The organism is uncultured Bacteroides sp. (assembly GCF_947632445.1).
Classification (GTDB): domain Bacteria; phylum Bacteroidota; class Bacteroidia; order Bacteroidales; family Bacteroidaceae; genus Bacteroides.
In genome coordinates, this window is record NZ_CANRPM010000023.1 from 1 (window position 1) to 19,556 (window position 19,556).

Below are 19,556 nucleotides of genomic sequence, written 5' to 3' on the forward strand. Positions count from 1 at the left end.
TGTGCGCTTAACGTACTTTGTTTCTGTCTTTTCCATAATGTTACTTTTTGTTGTAACGCTATTTCAGGACTAGACATGGGAATAAATATCGGATAACCATAAAAAGGGAGGACGACAAACATCCTCCCTTTTTATCAGCTATCCTGTCTATGAAAGCTCCCAAATCACTTTGAAAATAATCCGTGAGGGGCTCAAAAGAGTCCTGTCACACCAAGTAGCAGATTATCAATAAATTAGTGCGACACCTTAGTACCTTTGGTAAACATTTCCGTGAAAAAATAAAAAATACCTTTCCTTTAAAGGCAGCCTATTTTTTATTTTATTTCAAAAAAGTTTGCACAGTCCTGTCACTGTCGCAGCAACCGACTGTATATCAGCAAATTGGTGTGACAGGACTGTTTTACTCGTGATAAAACCCCGTTTTCTTCCTCTTTTTTTCACAGGCAAATTTTTCCGTCCTGACACCGTGTTTGCTGACCCTCTGACGAAGTGCTTCGTCCCCTCCCCAGAAAGCACTGCATGACACCCTCACGCAGCACTGCGTCGGGACTTCAGGAAGTGCTGCGTGGCAGCGGAAAGAAATAGACATTTCATTGCCCAATTCATCGTCAGTTATCGCAGCCTGTTGTTGCTTTGAAAAGAAACCTGACATTGAAATGAACTTTATCAAGGACGAACAACTTGCTGTCTTTTGATTTTATGTCGAACTCACGTTTCTTTACATAATTGGTTCACCACAGAAGATACAGAGTCCCACAGAGTTTTGTTTTTTCGACTCTATGAGACTCCGTATTACACTGTGGTGAATTTTTATTTTTTCACCTGCACAATTCGAGTCGGCTTCATCTCAATATTTCGCCTATCCACTTGGCGCACCACGGCGGCGGCCAGTTGCAGGAAGGCGCGACCGGTAACGGTATCGGAGTCGAGAGCTACGGGCGTACCCTTATCACCGCTCTCACAGATGCTCTGCACGATGGGGATTTGCCCCAGTAGAGGAACGTTCAATTCCTCGGCCAATAGCTTGCAGCCATCCTTACCGAAGATATAATATTTATTCTCCGGCAACTCGGCAGGAGTGAACCATGCCATGTTCTCTACCAATCCTAAAATAGGCACGTTCACCTTATCGTTGGTGTACATATCCACGCCCTTGCGCGCATCGGCTAAAGCTACCTGCTGCGGTGTGCTAACGATAACAGCGCCTGTAATGGCAAGCGTCTGGAGTAGCGTCAGGTGGATGTCACTGGTACCCGGAGGGGTATCGAGGATAAAGTAGTCCAGATCGCCCCAGTCAGCATCGCCCACGAGCTGCTTCAGGGCGTTGCTGGCCATACCGCCACGCCACAAAGTAGCCTGTTCGGGATTGACGAAGAAGCCTATGGAGAGTAGCTTCAGGCCGTACTTCTCGATGGGAATAATGAGGTCGCGCCCGTTGATGTGCTCGGCATAAGGACGGGCATCCTCCACTTGGAACATCTTGGGGACGGAAGGGCCAAAGATATCGGCGTCAAGCAGACCGACCTTATATCCCAACTTTACAAGAGCTACAGCCAAATTGGCGGCCACAGTACTCTTACCCACTCCACCCTTGCCGCTCGATACAGCGATGACGTTCTTCACTCGTGGCAACATCTTGCCCGGTTCAGGACGGGCGGCTTGGCGGCTTTCAGTGCTGATGGCTACCTCCACGTCAGGCGACACGTAGGTGTGAATGGCTGTTTCGGCCGATTTCAACATGGACTTCATGAAGGGATCAGTAGGCTTTTCGAAAATGAGCGAGAAGCTGACTTTCATGCCGTCTATGCGCAGGTTATCAGCCACCATTCCGGCTTCGATAAGGTTTTTGCCGTTGCCCGGATAGCGCACGGTGGCCAGTGCATCGAGAATGAGTTTCGGATAAAGAGTCATAATATATCTATTATTTCATTTACTTGTTTGAAGTCCGCTCCGCTTACTACGGTTGTAGCTTCGGTAATCGTCCAGCTCGATTTCCACGTCGGGCTCTGTAAGCGTACCCTCATGGGGCAAGCGAAAGCGGATGTATTTGATGTTGAGACCGCGATCCAGCCATTGTTGCTCATAATAGGTACGGATGCCGAATATCTCATCGGCCAGGTCAGAATGATAAAGGTCTTCGGTCATCACTTCGACAGGCAGATGGTTGTGCTCTATCATGTACTTGGTATAGGTGAACAAGAAGTTGCTGTCCGTCTTGAGATGTACCAGTCCTCCGTCCACAAGGAAGCGGCGGTAGCGTTCCATAAAGTAGGTGGACGTCAGACGTTTCGTTGCCTTCTTCATCTGTGGGTCGGAAAAGGTAAGCCATATTTCGCTTACTTCATCTGGAGCAAAAAAACGGTCGATGATTTCGATTTGGGTGCGCAGGAAGGCAACGTTCTCCATACCCGCTCGAAGTGACTCGGTAGCCCCCGTCCACATGCGCGCGCCCTTGATGTCCACCCCGATAAAGTTCTTTCCGGGGAAGAGGCGGCCCAAGCCAACGGTATATTCTCCGCGACCGCAACCCAGTTCGAGCACAATGGGGTGGTCGTTCTTGAAGAACGTCTCGCCCCAGTGTCCTTTCATCGGAAAGGGCACATCGTCCACGACCGAATAGGGGTATTCAAACACGTGCGGGTAGTCCCGCATATCTGCAAACTTAGCTAATTTCCCTTTTCCCATAATTAAAAAGTCTCTACCCAACACGTGAGAATGTGAAAGCCATCCAGCACCAGTTCGTCATCAAAGCGATTGAAGTACGTATCCTCCCTCATTGGTCACGGGCAGGCGAGGAAAGTCAACGAAGAACGTTATCTGGGCATCTCCTGTACGCCTGTCATTCTAAGATGGTTATCCAGCCGTGTACGTCTGATTCGTCTCCATACTGGATGGCACGCAGCTTATGATAGAGCTCGGAGCTAATTTTACCCGGTTTACCGTCCTTCGAGATGACGTAGGAGCGGTTGTTTTCGGGATCGTCAATACGCTGGATGGGGCTGATGACAGCAGCCGTACCGCAAGCGCCCGCCTCTTCGAACGTGGACAGTTCCTCTTCGGGAATGGGACGACGTTCCACTTTCAGGCCTATGTCCTCAGCCAGTTGCATCAGACTCTTGTTGGTGATACTGGGCAGGATAGAGGTGGACAGCGGTGTGATGTAGGTATTATTCTTGATACCAAAGAAGTTAGCGGCACCACATTCGTCCATGTATTTCTTCTCCTTGGCATCGAGATAAAATTCGGCAGAGTAGCCATCCTCATGGGCTTCCTTGCTGGCGCGGAGGCTGGCCGCATAGTTGCCGCCCACTTTGAATGTGCCGGTGCCGAGCGGAGCCGCACGGTCGTACTTGCGCGTGATGACGTAGGGAGTAGTAGCAAATCCACCCTTAAAGTATGGACCTACAGGCGTGACGAAAATCAAGAACAGGTACTCATTGGCGGGTTTCACGCCTACCTGCGCACCTGTACCCACCAATAGCGGACGGATGTAGAGCGATGCGCCGCTTTCGTAGGACGGGATGAAGCGTTCATTCAACTTCACTACCTTCAGCACAGCTTCGCGAAAACGTTCGGTCGAAAGCTCTGGCATCAAAATACCACGACAGGTGGACTGCAGACGGGCGGCGTTCTCCTCTAAGCGGAAGATGCGCACCTTACCGTCTTTGCCTTTGTAGGCTTTCAAGCCCTCAAAGGCTTCCTGTCCGTAGTGCAGACAGGTAGCTGCCATGTGCATGGGGATGGTTTCCTCGCTGCATACTTCCAACTCGCCCCACTGACCGTTACGATGGTAGATTCTCACGTTGTAGTCTGTCTTCATGTATCCGAAGGACAGATTTGCCCAATCAATTTCTTTCATATTTTATGATGTTATTGTTGTTTTCCTATTTACTCCTCTGAAGTTCATTATATAATTCCCCAAAATGTGAATGACAATTACCTTATCATTCTCTACCTGATAGATAATCTTATATGCGGAGTGCGACTAAACCGTAATATTCTGCTACATGCTACCCTATAAAGAGGGAAAATGGCAAACAGGAAACCCTATCCGTGATTGTTCTATTCCTCGCACAATCCCGCAACTACTTTTCATGCGCATAGGTACACCCTATCAACCAATTATTCTTATCACAGCGGATACGTTTCATCCTTCTCCCTTTCCTTTAGATCTTCCAAAAAGGCTTGAAGCACATCCATGATCTAATCCTTGTCCATCAGGAATATGACACCCTGCAACACCTGTCTCCTCAAATCCATTGTACTCATGCTTGCTTACTTTTTGTTTTCAGGCAAAAATACTCTTTATTCTTCACTTTCTTGCTTTTCGGCCAGTATTTTTTCGATCTCCCGGTCGGCTTTCATCAATTTGCTCTCGCAGAAAGCAATAATTTCATTGGCTTCCTTGATTTTCTCGGCCAGCTGGTCTATCTCCAATTCGTTGTTGTTAATCTGACTGACAATCTTTTCCAAACGGGCCATAGCCTGCGAATAGGTCTCTTTTTTCTTGGATACGGACATATTTTAATCGTTATTTGTATATTTTACAATCGAAGTGAATGTTCCTTTATGAACCTGCGTTACCAGCACATCACCCTCGTGCAGTAGGGAAGCGTCCTTCACGACCCGCCCATCCTTCAGCGTCAGGCTATAGCCACAGGCCAGAAGTTTCTCAGGCGAGGCGTCGGCTATACGTTGGCGAAGCAACTCCAACCGATGACTATGGCATGCCAACAGGGTCTTTACAGAACGATGCAGATCCTTGCGAACGGTAAGAAACTCCAGCTTAGCGGACGATACGCGACGAACGACCGACGCAGGAATGCGGTTGCGACACTGATACAGACGCCAACGTTCCTGCTTCAGGCGATCGGTTACACCCTCGCGCAGGAGGATGACCAAATTGTTCAGACGGTCAGCGGCCTCATCCATGCGAGCGATGAGATATTCGGCAGCGGCCGTAGGGGTCTTAACGCGAATGTGAGCCACGGAATCGATCACAGTGTCGTCACGCTCATGCCCGATACCGGTGATAATGGGCAGGGGAAACTGGGCACAGGCAGCAGCCAGCAAGTAGGTGTCGAAGCACGAGAGGTCAGACGTGGCACCTCCGCCTCGGATAATGACCACCACATCGAACTGCTTCGCACGGTTGTTGATAGCATCCAGCGCCTCAAGAATGGACGTCTCTACACGGTCGCCCTGCATGGCGGCGGCAAACAGAGTCACATGGAAGGCATAGCCGCGCGGATTGTGCTCCAACTGATGGTAAAAATCGCCATAACCTGCTGCCGTGGGCGAAGAAATGACAGCCACCCGCTGGGGCAACACAGGCATGGGCAACTCCTTGTTCAGCTTCAGCACGCCTTCGTTTTCAAGCTGTTTCAGTATCTCGTGGCGACGACGTGCCATGTCGCCCAGCGTATAAGTGGGGTCAATATCCTGCACGGTGAGGCTATAGCCGTAGAGCTCATGGAAAGAGACACTAACCTGCACCAGCACCTTAATGCCTGCCGCAAAGGCTTGTCCTGTGCTTTCCTCAAAGTAGGGGCGAAGCAGACAGAAAACATTGCTCCAGATAACGCCATGTGCCCTAGCCACAAGGTTATTACCATGCGGACCCTTCTGCACGAACTCCACGTAGCAATGATTCGTGATGGGATGCGTGCGCACCTCACTCAGCTCGGCCTGCACCCAATATTCATCGGGCAGACACTGTTCTAGGCTACGGCGCACCAGGGCGTTGAGGTCGTATAGGGATAAAGCGGCCATTGTCAACGAGATTGGGACAGATATTCCTGATAAGCCTTCCACAGATCGGGCACACCATAACCATATATATTGTCGGGGCAAGCGGCACGGTCGCCTGAACGACGCACCAATTCAATCACCTCTTTGGCCGTCAGCTTGGGGCAAGCCTGCCACAGGCAGGTCACCATACCACACATAATGGGCGAGGCGAAGGAAGTGCCATTGGCCTGCTTCAAATTGCCATCGGTGCCCATCACATCGGCTTTATAACCCACAGCCACCACGTCGGGTTTAATGCGTCCGTCCGCCGTATTGCCAACAGATGAGAAAGAGGCCAACACGCCGTCCTTGCCCACCGCCCCCACAGTCAGCACGTTGTCGGTATCGGCCGGAGGGGTGATTTTCTTCCACGGACCCGCACCCGCATTACCCGCGCTACACACCAGCACCATACCCTTGTCGGCCACGTGCAAAGCTTGGCGCGATATCAGAGCGTAGCGTCCGTCCAACTGGCAATAAGTATAATTCTTTTCCTTATCGTCGAATTCATAGTAACCTAACGAGGTGTTGATGACATCCACGCCCACGCTGTCGGCAAATTCCACTGCAGCCGACCAGTAGTCCTGCTCCACGAGATTCTCGGAGTAGTTGTCTTCGCTGCGCAGCAACCAGTAAGAAGCCTCAGGGGCGGTGCCCACCATCATCTTCGGACGGTTCAGCCCCATGCACGACCACACGGCCATGCCATGACTCTGCTCGGCAAAAATGTCGGCACGAGCATTGACAAAATCCTTCACACCCAACACACGCTCCATATCGAAGGCCGTGATACGATCGGCGTTATGATAGCCCGCGTCAATGACGGCAATAGTCATCCCCTGTCCGCGAAAGCCCGCCTCGTGCAACTTATCGCCATGGCTCATCTGTATCTGCGCGGCGCCCGCGCCATAATAGTCCTCAGGATGCTTTTCGGGGCAGTTTACCAACGAATCACGCTGGGGTATAACCTCCTCTTTGTTAGGGCATATCCACACCCGTTCGATGGAGCGCACAAAAGGCAAGGAGGCAATGCGGCCGATAAGCATCGAGTCGTTGCACGACACCGTCACGAAGTTCTCCCACTTGCCTGTCACCACAATGTTCACTCCCTGCCTCCGTATCTCGTTTACGTAGCTGCGACACACAGGCAGGTCCATAGAATCCACCTTCAGTCCCTGTCGGTGACGGCGATCCAAAGCCTTTGCAGATAAAAATTCTCCAGGACGCTGCAAGGAATACTCCGTAGCCACCTTGTCCTTCAAACAGATGCGATACTTCAGCGTGTCTTGTTGCGCACCCACCGACAGAGCGACCAAGATACAGACTAATAACTCAATCATTCGTTTCATAAAATCCGTTTTTTCATTATTTCTTCATTTTCCACATACATTCCAATTCCCCGTTGCGAAGCGATGAACGCTCCACCCACCACACGACGACCGATGTAGAACACCGCCGATTGGCCTGGTGCAATGGCCGATGCTTCTTCCTGGAAGTGCACCAGCAAACGTCCATCTTCCAAACGGCCCACCGTGCAGGGAATGGGGTGGCTGCGATAGCGGATGCGTACTGTCAGACAGTCGCTTTCGAAGACCTCCGCTTCATCCGTCAAATAATCCTGCTCGGTCAGCATGTAGCGCGTCTTCAACTGCTCGGCATCGCCCAGCATCACCGTATTCTTTTGCGGATTGATTTTCAGTACGTAAGCTGGCTTTCCCAAGGCTATCTCTAACCCCTTGCGTTGTCCGATGGTGTAATAGGGAAAACCCTTGTGCTTGCCCAACTTCACACCTTCGGCGTTCACAAACCATCCCTTACCCACTTCCGTATCTATCTCCTGGCTGTGTTCGCGCAGGAAGTCGCGGTAGTCGTCCTTGATGAAGCACACCTCCATACTCTCACCCTCATCAGCTTTCGACGTGTAGCCTTTGTCACGCAAGTAGTCGCGCACCTTCAACTTGGTATATTCACCCAAAGAAAAGAGACAACGGCGCAGTACATCTTGCCCCAGGCGCCACAGGAAGTACGATTGGTCCTTCTTGTCATCGTCACCCGCCACGATGTAGAGCTTTCCGTCCCGTTCTTCAATGCGTGCGTAATGGCCCGTAGCGATGTAAGCACAGCCCAAGCGATCGGCCCATTCCGTCAGGATACGGAACTTGAACAGTTGATTACACATCACGCAGGGATTCGGAGTACGCCCCGCTCGATATTCATCAATGAAATATTGCACAATGGTGCGGCGGAAGCCTTCGCGCTCATCAATGACGTGGTGCTCAATGCCTATGCTCTCAGATAAGCGATGTGCCTCCACAGGCTCGTCGCCCCATACCCACATGGTGAGGCCTACAATCTCGTAACCCTGCTCGCGCAGCATCAGACATGTGGCGGTGCTGTCTATGCCGCCACTCATACCTACCAAAACTCTCTTTTCGGGCCCGTTCATAAACTATCGGTTCTCTTAAGTAAACCATTTTTCCACGCAGACAATCGTGATATTTTTGTCTGATTTGATCCTACAAAAGTAGACATTTTTATAGAATTACCTTCTTGTTATTTCTAAAAGAATGTTCGCTGAAAGTCCCTTCGGATTACGCGATACTATATAAAAGATATGAACAATAACGCAATAAACGCGAAAGAAATATCATTTTCTTAGGTTTATTTCTTCTCCAAATGCTCCAACCAAATACGGGCTGCCTCTTCAACCAGATGGGCACAAGGACGTTTGGCATAATATTGCATGGTACGTTTATCGGGAATATTAGTAATTTCAGGCTCCTTCAACCCCAAAAACTCGGCACAAATCAGCGAACCGTTGCGTTTTTTAAACTCTTCGGCCAACTGTTGTACAAGAGCATAATTGGCACTCTTGCTTTCATGGTCTTTGCCTTCGACAGCACACTTCTCCAGTCCGGCCAGCATGAATAAACCGCAGGCAGCACCACACGTCATACGCATACGTCCGATACCTCCACCAAACGAAGCGGCCATGTGCAAAGCCTGTTCTTCGGTAAAGCCGTATTGATCGGCAAAAGCCGTCACTACTGCCTGAGCACAGTTAAAACCACTCTTAAAAAGGTCTACGGCTTTTTCTATCCTTTTCTCGCCTTCTTCCATATAATTCTCCTATTTACACAATTTATGCTTACAACAATTCTGATACAACCAACCTCATATTGAGCATCGTAACATTAGAAACTATAAAATAGCATAGCCCACTACTCCACCAACTGTTGGCATACGGTTCCATCATCCGCCGTGAAGAAGCCGATTCACCAGCCGACGAACATAGAGAACAATGTATAAAAGCCGGAAAGATATAATTCCCATCCGGCTTTTTATCATAAACAAGAATGAAAGGTATATTGTTCAATATCCCATCTCATGAAGTGCCTGACAAAGCTGATCGGGACACGACGTAGGACGCATGCCGCAACGAATCCCTTCCAAACGAGTGATAACATCCTTTACAGACATACCTTTCACCAAGTGGCAAATGCCTTGCAGATTACCGTTGCACCCACTCCAAAATTCGATGTCCTTGATGACACCATCCTCCACTTTAAGGTTGATATCGGTACTGCACGTACCTTTCGTTTTATAATGATAAGTCATTGCAAAAGATTATTCCTCTTCGGGCTTCATGTTAGTATAAACCGTCTGCACATCATCGAACTCTTCCAGACGCTCGATCATCTTGTTGATCGTCTCGCGATGCTCGGGCTCGATGTCCTTCAGGTCGTTAGGGATGTAGGTGAAGTCACCGCCGACATCCTCGAAACCACCTTCTTCGAGATGTTTCTGGATAGCAGTATAGCTCTTCGGATCACCGTAGATGGTGATAGTGCCTTCTTCTTCGTCCTCCTCGTAGTCTTCGTCTACATCGAAATCAATCATATCAAGGATGAATTCTTCCATGTCCATATCATCTTTCTTCTTAAACGTAAACACGCACTTGTGGTCGAAGAGGAAAGCCAACGAACCCATTGTTCCGAGATTGCCGCCAAACTTGTTGAATACCGAACGAACATCGGCAACGGTACGGGTAGGATTATCGGTCAGCGTATCTACAAATACGGCGATGCCGTGAGGGCCGTAGCCTTCGTATGTCATACCTTTGTAGTCGCTTTGGTCTTTGCCCATCGCATTCTTAATGGCACGCTCGATATTGTCCTTCGGCATATTCTCGCGTTTACAAGTGGCAATAACCGAACGCAATGTGGGGTTGTTTTCGGGTTCAGGACCGCCAGCTTTTACGGCAATGGCGATTTGTTTGCCCAGACGTGTAAATGTTTTGGCCATGTGGCCCCATCTTTTCAGCTTAGTAGCTTTTCTATATTCAAACGCTCTTCCCATGGGAGTAATGTTTTTATTTTGATTTTTAAATAATTCGTTCTATTGGTTTCATTTCATCTCAATTTGGCCTCCAGCTTGTTCTGCAGGTTGGCGACGAGCTTCTGCATGATCTTTTCGATTTGCTTCTCGTTAAGCGTGGCATCCTCATCCTGCAACAAAAAGCTGACGGCATAACTCTTCTTGCCCGCTTCAAGGTTTTTGCCTTCGTACACGTCAAATAGTTCAACAGACTTCAAGAGTTTCTTTTCGGTCTCATAAGCAATCTTTTCGATTTCGGCAAACTGGACTTTCTTGTCGAGCAGCAGAGCCAGATCGCGTTTTACGGCAGGGAACTTAGAAATTTCCGTATAGCTGACCTTGACGTTCTTGACGGCCTTCATCAGTTCATTCCAATTAAGGTCGGCATAGAAGACGTTGTCTTCGATATCGAATGCCTTCAAAATCTTACGCGCCACAACGCCAAACGTAGCCAGGCGCTTGCCTCCGCGTGTGTTCACCGACAAGGCGGCTGCATAAATATCATCTGCCAGGTTACCGATAACCAGGTCGTGCATGTACAGACCCACACGGGCCAAAATGTTCTCTACATACGCCTTAAGTTCATATACCGAACTATCTTCATCGGCATGTGCCCACGAGTTGGACACCTTCTTACCGGTAAGCCACAGACCGAGATGATACTCTTCCGAATAGGCGGCAAGAGGCTTTTCGTCGTTCTTCTTCTCAGCATTGAAATAATAACAATTACCAAACTCGAAGAACTTCAGGTCGGCATTCTTACGGTTAACGTTGCGCACGATGCTTTCCAAACCACCGAAAAGGAGGGTCTGGCGCATGGCGTTCAAGTCGGCACTCAACGGGTTCATCAGCATCACCAGATTGGCAGACGGACAAGACTCCAAAACGTCATAATAGGCGGCACGCGTCAGCGAGTTGTTCAAAATCTCGTTGAAGCCGGCACCCACCAGCTGTTCGGCAATTAGATTCTGTATCTTATTCGACTTGTCGCACTCACCCTTTGTGGTCAGGCTGGACTTCAAAGTCGCAGGTATCTCTACATTATTATATCCGTAGATGCGGAGGATATCTTCGATAACATCGCAATCGCGCTGAACATCCACCCGATAGGGAGGTACGTCGAGTGTCAATCCTTCGGCGGTCTCGTTCACAATTTTCATCTCCAGACTCTTCACGATACGCTTAATGGTCTCTACAGGAATGGCCTTACCGATGAGTGAATGTACCTTTTCGTATGGAAGCTCCACGCGAAAGTCGGCCACAGGGCCTGCACATACATCCTTAATCTCGGACGAAATGGTTCCTCCGGCCAATTCCTTCACCATCAGGGCAGCCAGCTTCAGGCAGTAGATGACATTGTTGGGGTCGATACCTCTCTCAAAACGGAACGAAGCATCGGTACTCAGACCGTGACGACGGGCCGTCTTGCGCACCCAGGTGGGATGGAAATAGGCGCTCTCGAGGAATACATTCTTCGTTGTCTCGGTAGAGCCAGAATTCAATCCACCGAACACACCGGCAATACACATGGCTCCCTCGCGGTTACAAATCATCAGATCGCGTTCGCTCAGCTTGCGTTCCACACCGTCCAATGTCACGAAAGGCATACCTTCGGGCATGGTTTTCACTATGACTTCGCCCCCTTTGATGGTGTCGGCATCGAAGCAATGCAACGGCTGACCGAAAGCGTGGACGATATAATTGGTAATATCGACTACATTATTAATAGGACGCAGGCCGATGGTACGGAGCTTATCCTGCAACCAGGCGGGACTTTCCTTGACCGTAACGCCTTTGACCGTAACGCCGGAATAACGAGGACAAGCCTCGGTATTCTCGACCAACACGTCGATATCCAAATCGTGGTTTTCTACAACGAAAGCTTCTACCGACGGACGCTTCAGGGTAGCTGTACGTCCATTCTGAACCAACCAGGCGTAGAGGTCGCGGGCCACGCCGTAGTGCGAACACGCATCGGCACGGTTTGGGGTGATGTCCACCTCAAGTACGTAGTCGCTTTTCACCTGATAGTAATCCTTAGCCAGCGTGCCGGGAACCACGTCGGCAGGCAATACGATGATGCCGGCATGGTCGGTTCCGATGCCTATCTCGTCTTCCGCACAAATCATTCCATTGGATTCCACTCCGCGAAGCTTTGCTTTCTTGATGGTAAAGCATTGTTCTCCGTCATAGAGCTTGGTGCCCAGTGTGGCGACTACCACCTTCTGGCCGGAAGCCACATTGGGTGCGCCGCACACAATCTGTACAGGTTCGCCCGAACCAAGGTCAACGGTAGTGACGTGCATGTGGTCTGAATTAGGATGAGGAACGCATGTCAGCACTTCGCCAATCACCAGACCTTCCAATCCGCCTTTGACAGTCTGTACCTCTTCTACACCGCCTGTTTCCAGTCCGATGGAGGTAAGAGCGGCAGCGACTTCATCTGGAGTCAGGTCGAAATCGACATACTCTTTCAACCAATTATAAGAGATATTCATATCGTAATGTTTTATATTGTTTCCAAAAATGACTTGCAAAGCTAATAAAAATTTTTATTCCGTAGGGAATTATCCTCCAAGAAAATACGCAAAAAGCCCCTGCAAAATCACGAACGCAGCAGTGCGCTCCTACGAAAGGAGTTTCTGCAATTCGGCCTCCAAGCGCAGACGTCCCTCTTCCATCGGCACTTCATGCCCCAGTTCCTTTTGCAGGGAAGTCACTCCTTTGTCCACAAAGCCGCAAGGATTGATGTAGCTGAAATAACGTAAATCCGTATTTACATTGAAAGCCAAACCGTGCATCGTGACGTAATGGCTGCTACGTACCCCGATAGCACAAATCTTGCGGGCACGCGGCGTATCGCCTTCCAACCAAACGCCTGTAGCTTTGTTTACTCTTCCGGCCACGACGCCATAGGAAGCGCACACGTTGATGACAGCTTCTTCGAGCAGATGAACGTATTCTTTCAGGCCAAGACCGAAATCTTCCAGATTTAAAATAGGATAACAAACCTGCTGACCTGGGCCGTGATAAGTGATGTCGCCTCCCCGATCTATATGATAATAGGTAGCACCTATCCGCTGAAGTTGCTCCTCACTCAAAAGCATATTCCGCTCTTTGCCACTGCGTCCCAAAGTATAGACGTGCGGATGCTCGCAGAAAATGATGTAATTCATGTACTCGCAGCCACTTTGTTTGGCCTGTATCAACGTTTCAAAATATTCAACCTGCCTTTTCCAGGACTGTTCATAGGAAATAATTCCCCAATTTTCAACCAATGTTTTCATGTCCACAAAGGTAAAAGATTTCGAGAAAAACCTTATCTTTGCCGCATAAAAATATGATAGCGTTATGGATTTCCCTCATGTTGACCTACCGGTAAACATCATTGCATGGACCGATGTCACCGAAGACATTCTAAATATCTACAAACAATCGTGCCGATTGAAAGCGTGTATTTTTGCCTTGTGCATCGAAGGTACCATCACCGTCTCCATCAATCTGATGGAAACAGAAATCAAACAAGGAGATTTTGTCGTACTCTTGCCCGGCACCATCATACAATTTTATTCCCAACAAGAGAAAGTCCGTATCGGCTTTGTCGGATTCTCAGAACAGTGCATTACCCAGGTGAATGTCGTCCAATCGACCTTCCACTCTCTCTCTTCCATACTGCGTTCACCCGTACTCCACATCGACCCGACTGTGGCATCCTATTTTCAGGATTATTTCATCCTGCTGAGTCGCATCACAACTGGCTCGCATACACTGGACACAGAAATGATTCGGCACATATTAGAAGGCATGCTCTTCAGTGTCGACAAACTGTACAGCGATGTTCCCATGCAAGACATCCGAATGCAAAGCCGTAAGGAAGAAATCTGCCGCAGGCTGGTGCAACTTGTTATCGAAAACTATACCCGTGAACGCCGAGCCCAATTCTATGCTGATAAAATGGGCATTTCCCTGCAACATCTGAGTACAACCGTAAAACAAGCTACAGGAAAAAACATTCTTGATATTATTGCCCATGTCGTTCTGATAGATGTAAAGTCCAAACTGAAATCGACCGATATGACCGTGCAGGAAATCGCTTACTCACTAAATTTCCCCAACGCTTCATTTTTCGGTAAATATTTTAAGCGCCATGTCGGCATGAGTCCGCTGGAATACCGAAACAGCTAAACTCTCACCGACGGACATGCTAAAACTGAGAAAAAATTCCTCCTGCCATACTATAGTATTGAGTAATTAATTCTATATTTGTAGGTACTGTTTCAACAACCGATTATTGTTTTGCAAATGAAAGCCATAATAAAAAAACATTCTGTCATCTCACTTGTCATTTTGCTTGCAGCAAGCAGTTTTTTCTTCTCGTGCAACGACACAGTGAACCAACATACAGGCGACTTTACCTTCGATAGTCTTCAAGTAAATCAGACGGCACACCTCTTCGGAGACACAGCCAAACCTGCCTGTAACATCAATATCAATTTTACCTATATCACGAAATCGTCTGACGAACAGATGAAAGATAGTGTAAACAAATACCTCCTGTCTATGTGCTTTGGTGACAAATACATGACAATGGATCCTGAAAACGCACCAGATAAATATGCGGAAACCTATATTGAAAATTACCGCAAAGACCTGGAGCCAATGTACAAGCAGGAATCTGTAGAAGATTCAGCCAACGTCAGTGCATGGTATTCTTATTATAAAGGTATGGAAGGACATGTCCAACTCTATGGCGGGAATCTGCTTGTTTACCGGATCAGCTACAACGAATACACAGGTGGAGCGCACGGTGTCTACATGACCTCCTACCTCAATCTACAGCTGGACACCCTGACGCCTATTTGCTTGGACGACTTGTTTGTCCCCAACTATAAGGATGCCCTGACAGATCTGCTTTGGAACCAACTGATGGCGGACAATCAGGTCACAACTCACGAAGAATTAGAAAACATGGGATACACCAGCATAGGAGAGCTGACTCCTACTGAAAACTTTTTCATTGATTCCGACGGAATTACTTTCCATTATAATATCTATGATATTGCACCGTATGTAATGGGAGCCATCCAAATCAAACTGCCTTACGATGCCGTGAGACATCTGTTGAATGACAATACCATTATCAGCCAAATCAACTGAGCTTTATGGAGCTGTTATTAAAATATTTCCCCAATCTGGACGAAAAACAAAAAGAACAGTTTGCTGCTCTAAAAGAACTCTATACAGACTGGAATGCCAAAATCAACGTCATTTCGCGCAAGGATATCGGTAACCTGTACGAACATCATGTGCTCCATTCGCTGGGTATTGCCAAAGTAATCCGCTTCAGTCCCGGTACCAAAATCATGGACTTGGGAACCGGCGGAGGATTTCCGGGCATCCCGTTGGCCATTTTTTTCCCGGAAGTTAAATTCCACTTGGTAGACAGCATCGGCAAGAAAGTACGTGTAGCCTCTGAAGTAGCAAATAGCATCGGGATAAAAAACGTCACTTTCAGCCACGCACGTGCCGAAGAAGTAAAAGATCTGTATGACTTTGTGGTAAGCCGTGCAGTTATGCCACTGGCCGATCTGATGAAAATTGTACGGAAGAAAATCTCCACTCACCAACAGAACGCCCTGCCCAACGGGCTCATCTGCCTGAAAGGAGGAGAGCTGAAACACGAGACAATGCCTTTCCGAAACAAGACCACGATGTGGAGTTTGAGCGATTATTTCAACGAAAAATTCTTCGAAACAAAAAAAGTAGTATATGTGGCAAGTTGAAAAGCCACTTGCCCGAAACCAGCAACAAAAACAAGACCTGTACAACTTATGAAAATAAAGCGATTTGAATTCAATCTGTTTTCCGAGAACTGCTACTTACTGTGGGATGAAACCAATGAAGCAGTAGTCATCGATCCCGGCTGTTTTTACGAAGAAGAAAGACAGGCCCTGAAAGACTTCATCAAAGAAAACAATCTTCAGGTGAAACATCTGCTGAACACTCATCTCCATCTGGACCATATTTTCGGAAATCCATTCATGCTGAAAGAATTCGAATTGAAAGCAGAAGCCAACCAAGCTGATGAGTTCTGGATAGAGAATGCACCCAAACAAAGCCGTATGTTCGGCTTTCAGTTCCAAGAAGAGCTTCCACCGTTAGGAAAATATCTGCATGACGGTGATATCATTACTTTCGGTCATACACAACTGGAGTGTATTCACGTACCGGGACACTCCCCAGGGAGCTTGGTATATTATTGTGCAGCAGAGCATTGTATGTTCTCTGGAGACGTACTTTTCCAAGGAAGTATCGGACGGGCCGACTTGGCAGGAGGCAACTTCGACACATTGATCGAGCATATTTGCAGCCGCCTGTTTGTTCTTCCCAACGAAACGATTGTCTACCCCGGCCATGGCGCCCCAACCACTATTGGCATCGAGAAAGCAGAGAATCCGTTTTTCAGATAAAAGAAACAAAAAAGTAATTCATAACCAATAAACATTTTACTATCTTAAATAATATCGCTATGACAAATGACTTTTTATCCCGACGCCATAATGGCATCGCTCCAAAAGACGAAGAGACCATGCTTCGCAAGATAGGCGTGGGTAGCTTAGACGAACTGATTGACAAGACCATTCCCTCGAATATCCGTCTGAAAGAACCGCTTGAACTCCCCAAGCCCATGACCGAATATGAGTTTGCGCAGCATATTGCTCAACTCGCTTCCAAAAACAAACTTTATACGACCTATATCGGCATGGGATGGTATGGCACCATTACTCCGGCAGTTATCCAGCGTAATGTCTTTGAAAATCCTGTTTGGTACACTTCTTATACCCCTTATCAGACCGAGGTATCGCAAGGCCGCTTAGAAGCTTTGATGAACTTCCAGACCGCCATATCCGACCTGACCGGTATGCCTTTGGCCAACTGTTCGCTTCTGGATGAAGCCACAGCTGCAGCCGAGGCCGTAACCATGATGTACGCCCTCCGTTCGCGTCAGCAACAGAAAGACGGAGCCAACGTTGTCTTTGTGGATGAATCTGTTTTCCCGCAAACCCTGGCAGTTATGACTACCCGTGCCATTCCCCAGGGCATGGTCTTGCGTACAGGGAAATACAGTGAAGCAAAACTTACATCCGACGTATTCGCCTGCGTCCTCCAATATCCCAATGCCGACGGAAATGTAGAAGACTACCGGGCATTCGTGGAGCAGGCCCATGCAGCCGGATGCAAAGTAGCGGTCGCCGCCGACATTCTGAGCCTTGCCCTGCTCACTCCTCCGGGTGAATGGGGAGCCGATATTGTATTCGGATCGACCCAACGATTGGGTACCCCCATGTTCTATGGCGGGCCGTCGGCAGCCTACTTCGCAACTCGCGATGAATACAAACGCAATATGCCGGGACGCATCATCGGATGGTCTAAAGACAAATACGGGAAACTATGTTACCGCATGGCTCTCCAAACACGTGAACAACACATCAAACGTGAAAAGGCTACTTCGAATATCTGTACGGCACAAGCTCTGTTAGCCACTATGGCAGGATTTTACGCTGTCTATCATGGCCAAGAGGGAATCCGTGCTATCGCCACCCGTATCCACAGCATTGCCGCTTTCATAGAGAAAGAACTCTGCAAATTAGGCTACACGCAAAAGAACTCAGTCTATTTCGACACCTTGCGTTTCTCTCTTCCGCAAAGTACTTCTGCCCAACAGATACGTACCATCGCTTTGAGCAAAGAAGTAAACCTACGGTATTTTGACAATGGCGACGTCGGCATGAGCATCGACGAAACAACAGACATCGCCGCCATCAACACGCTGCTCGCCATCTTTGCCATTGCCTCCGGTGTGGAAGCACCGCAGACAGCCGATGTGGCCGAAGCCTGCACCCTGCCCCAGACATTCCGCCGCCAAAGCCCATACCTGACGCACGAAGTATTCTGCCGTTATCACACAGAAACCGAGATGATGCGTTACATCAAACGCCTCGACCGCAAGGACATTTCACTGGCTCACTCCATGATTTCCCTGGGTTCATGCACGATGAAGCTCAATGCCGCCGCCGAAATGCTCCCACTGAGTCGCCCTGAGTTTATGAACCTCCATCCCCTTGTACCGGAAGACCAGGCTCAAGGATACCACGAACTGATTCACAACCTCTGCGAGGAACTGAAAATCATTACCGGATTCGCGGATGTCAGCCTCCAGCCCAATTCGGGAGCGGCAGGCGAATACACCGGTCTGCGTGTCATCCGCGCCTATCTGGAAAGCATCGGCCAAGGACACCGCAACAAGATACTTATTCCGGCATCGGCACACGGAACCAATCCGGCCAGTGCCGTACAAGCCGGCTTTACGACTATTACCTGCGCCTGCGACGTTCATGGCAATGTCGATATGGCCGACCTGCGCCTCAAAGCCGAAGAGAACAAGGATTCGCTGGCAGCCCTGATGATTACCTATCCTTCGACTCACGGCATTTTTGAGACTGAAATAGTGGAAATATGCAAGATTATTCATGCCTGCGGCGCACAGGTCTACATGGACGGCGCCAACATGAATGCGCAGGTAGGTCTGACCAATCCGGGACTTATCGGTGCGGATGTCTGCCACCTGAACCTGCACAAGACCTTTGCTTCGCCTCACGGAGGAGGAGGCCCCGGTGTCGGCCCCATCTGTGTAGCGGCCCATCTCGCTCCCTTCCTGCCAGGGCATGTATTCTTCGGAAACGCTGCCAACGAAGTATCGGCGGCTCCTTTCGGCAGTGCAGGTATCCTCCCCATCACGTATGGCTACATCCGTATGATGGGTACGGAAGGCCTGACACAGGCTACCCGCACGGCCATCCTCAACGCCAACTATCTTGCCGCTTGCCTGCAAGACACCTACGGCATCGTCTATCGCGGTGCACAAGGTTTCGTAGGACACGAGATGATTTTGGAGTGCCGCAAGATACACGAAGAGACCGGCATCAGCGAGAACGATATAGCCAAACGTCTGATGGATTACGGTTATCATGCGCCTACGCTTTCCTTCCCCGTACACGGTACACTGATGATAGAACCTACCGAAAGCGAAAGCCTGGCAGAACTGGACAACTTCGTAGACGTGATGCTCCACATCTGGGAAGAAATTCAGGAAGTGAAAGAAGGGCGTGCCGACAAGACCGACAACGTCCTGCTCAATGCACCTCACCCCGAATATGAAGTCGTGTCCGACCGGTGGGAACACAGTTACAGCCGGCAGAAAGCGGCTTATCCCACAGAAATGGTCCGCGAAAACAAGTTCTGGGTAAATGTGGCTCGTGTAGACAATACATTAGGCGACCGCAAATTGTTGCCCACACGCTACGGACAGTTCGAATAAAAAGGAACGA

17 protein-coding genes are annotated in these 19,556 nt (G+C 48.9%); 5 read left to right on the forward strand and 12 right to left on the reverse strand.

Features of this window, described 5'->3' with window-relative positions; all coding sequences use genetic code 11:
• Window positions 1-810: 810 nt before the first annotated feature.
• From Q0Z70_RS06400 to lipB, 12 genes are all read right to left on the reverse strand, one after another.
• Entirely contained in the window at window positions 811-1,911 is a 1,101-nt protein-coding gene (locus Q0Z70_RS06400; protein ID WP_298073286.1) for an Mrp/NBP35 family ATP-binding protein, read from the reverse strand.
• Window positions 1,912-1,926: 15 nt separating this feature from the next.
• Window positions 1,927-2,685 (reverse strand): tRNA (guanosine(46)-N7)-methyltransferase TrmB, encoded by a 759-nt coding sequence (gene trmB, locus Q0Z70_RS06405; RefSeq protein ID WP_298073287.1) that lies wholly within the window; start codon window positions 2,683-2,685, stop codon window positions 1,927-1,929.
• Between the two features lie 154 nt (window positions 2,686-2,839).
• Entirely contained in the window at window positions 2,840-3,859 is a 1,020-nt protein-coding gene (locus Q0Z70_RS06410; protein WP_298073288.1) for a branched-chain amino acid aminotransferase, read from the reverse strand.
• A gap of 446 nt (window positions 3,860-4,305) precedes the next feature.
• Window positions 4,306-4,521 (reverse strand): exodeoxyribonuclease VII small subunit, encoded by a 216-nt coding sequence (gene xseB, locus Q0Z70_RS06415; RefSeq protein WP_298073289.1) that lies wholly within the window; start codon window positions 4,519-4,521, stop codon window positions 4,306-4,308.
• Between the two features lie 3 nt (window positions 4,522-4,524).
• Window positions 4,525-5,772 carry an exodeoxyribonuclease VII large subunit gene (xseA, locus tag Q0Z70_RS06420; RefSeq protein ID WP_298073290.1) on the reverse strand — a complete coding sequence of 416 codons (1,248 nt, stop codon included), beginning with the start codon at window positions 5,770-5,772 and terminating at the stop codon, window positions 4,525-4,527.
• A gap of 2 nt (window positions 5,773-5,774) precedes the next feature.
• Window positions 5,775-7,139 carry a S8 family serine peptidase gene (locus tag Q0Z70_RS06425; RefSeq protein WP_298073291.1) on the reverse strand — a complete coding sequence of 455 codons (1,365 nt, stop codon included), beginning with the start codon at window positions 7,137-7,139 and terminating at the stop codon, window positions 5,775-5,777.
• On the reverse strand, window positions 7,136-8,236 hold the full coding sequence (gene mnmA / locus Q0Z70_RS06430) for a tRNA 2-thiouridine(34) synthase MnmA (RefSeq protein ID WP_298073292.1): 1,101 nt from the start codon (window positions 8,234-8,236) through the stop codon (window positions 7,136-7,138). Before mnmA ends, Q0Z70_RS06425 begins: the two co-directional genes overlap by 4 nt.
• Window positions 8,237-8,451: 215 nt before the next feature.
• Entirely contained in the window at window positions 8,452-8,910 is a 459-nt protein-coding gene (locus Q0Z70_RS06435) for a C-GCAxxG-C-C family protein (protein ID WP_298073293.1), read from the reverse strand.
• A 252-nt stretch (window positions 8,911-9,162) separates the two neighbouring features.
• On the reverse strand, window positions 9,163-9,408 hold the full coding sequence (locus tag Q0Z70_RS06440) for a TIGR03905 family TSCPD domain-containing protein (protein WP_298073294.1): 246 nt from the start codon (window positions 9,406-9,408) through the stop codon (window positions 9,163-9,165).
• A 9-nt stretch (window positions 9,409-9,417) separates the two neighbouring features.
• Complete coding sequence (locus tag Q0Z70_RS06445) at window positions 9,418-10,149, reverse strand: YebC/PmpR family DNA-binding transcriptional regulator (RefSeq protein ID WP_298073295.1); 732 nt, start codon at window positions 10,147-10,149, stop codon at window positions 9,418-9,420.
• 53 nt (window positions 10,150-10,202) lie between these two features.
• Window positions 10,203-12,695 (reverse strand): phenylalanine--tRNA ligase subunit beta, encoded by a 2,493-nt coding sequence (gene pheT, locus Q0Z70_RS06450; RefSeq protein ID WP_366807177.1) that lies wholly within the window; start codon window positions 12,693-12,695, stop codon window positions 10,203-10,205.
• Between the two features lie 99 nt (window positions 12,696-12,794).
• Complete coding sequence (lipB, locus tag Q0Z70_RS06455; RefSeq protein WP_298073297.1) at window positions 12,795-13,460, reverse strand: lipoyl(octanoyl) transferase LipB; 666 nt, start codon at window positions 13,458-13,460, stop codon at window positions 12,795-12,797.
• Window positions 13,461-13,518: 58 nt separating this feature from the next.
• On the opposite strand from lipB, the gene Q0Z70_RS06460 reads away from it, so the two are divergent.
• The 5 genes from Q0Z70_RS06460 to gcvP all read left to right on the forward strand — a co-directional run bounded on the left by Q0Z70_RS06460 (window position 13,519) and on the right by gcvP (window position 19,546).
• Complete coding sequence (locus Q0Z70_RS06460; RefSeq protein WP_298073298.1) at window positions 13,519-14,352, forward strand: helix-turn-helix domain-containing protein; 834 nt, start codon at window positions 13,519-13,521, stop codon at window positions 14,350-14,352.
• A 129-nt stretch (window positions 14,353-14,481) separates the two neighbouring features.
• Entirely contained in the window at window positions 14,482-15,324 is an 843-nt protein-coding gene (locus Q0Z70_RS06465) for a DUF3298 and DUF4163 domain-containing protein (RefSeq protein ID WP_298073316.1), read from the forward strand.
• Between the two features lie 5 nt (window positions 15,325-15,329).
• Window positions 15,330-15,950, forward strand: a complete 621-nt coding sequence (gene rsmG / locus Q0Z70_RS06470; protein ID WP_298073299.1) for a 16S rRNA (guanine(527)-N(7))-methyltransferase RsmG — start codon at window positions 15,330-15,332, stop codon at window positions 15,948-15,950.
• A 48-nt stretch (window positions 15,951-15,998) separates the two neighbouring features.
• On the forward strand, window positions 15,999-16,637 hold the full coding sequence (locus Q0Z70_RS06475) for an MBL fold metallo-hydrolase (protein WP_298073300.1): 639 nt from the start codon (window positions 15,999-16,001) through the stop codon (window positions 16,635-16,637).
• Window positions 16,638-16,696: 59 nt separating this feature from the next.
• Entirely contained in the window at window positions 16,697-19,546 is a 2,850-nt protein-coding gene (gene gcvP / locus Q0Z70_RS06480) for an aminomethyl-transferring glycine dehydrogenase (RefSeq protein WP_298073301.1), read from the forward strand.
• Window positions 19,547-19,556 lie beyond the last annotated feature (10 nt).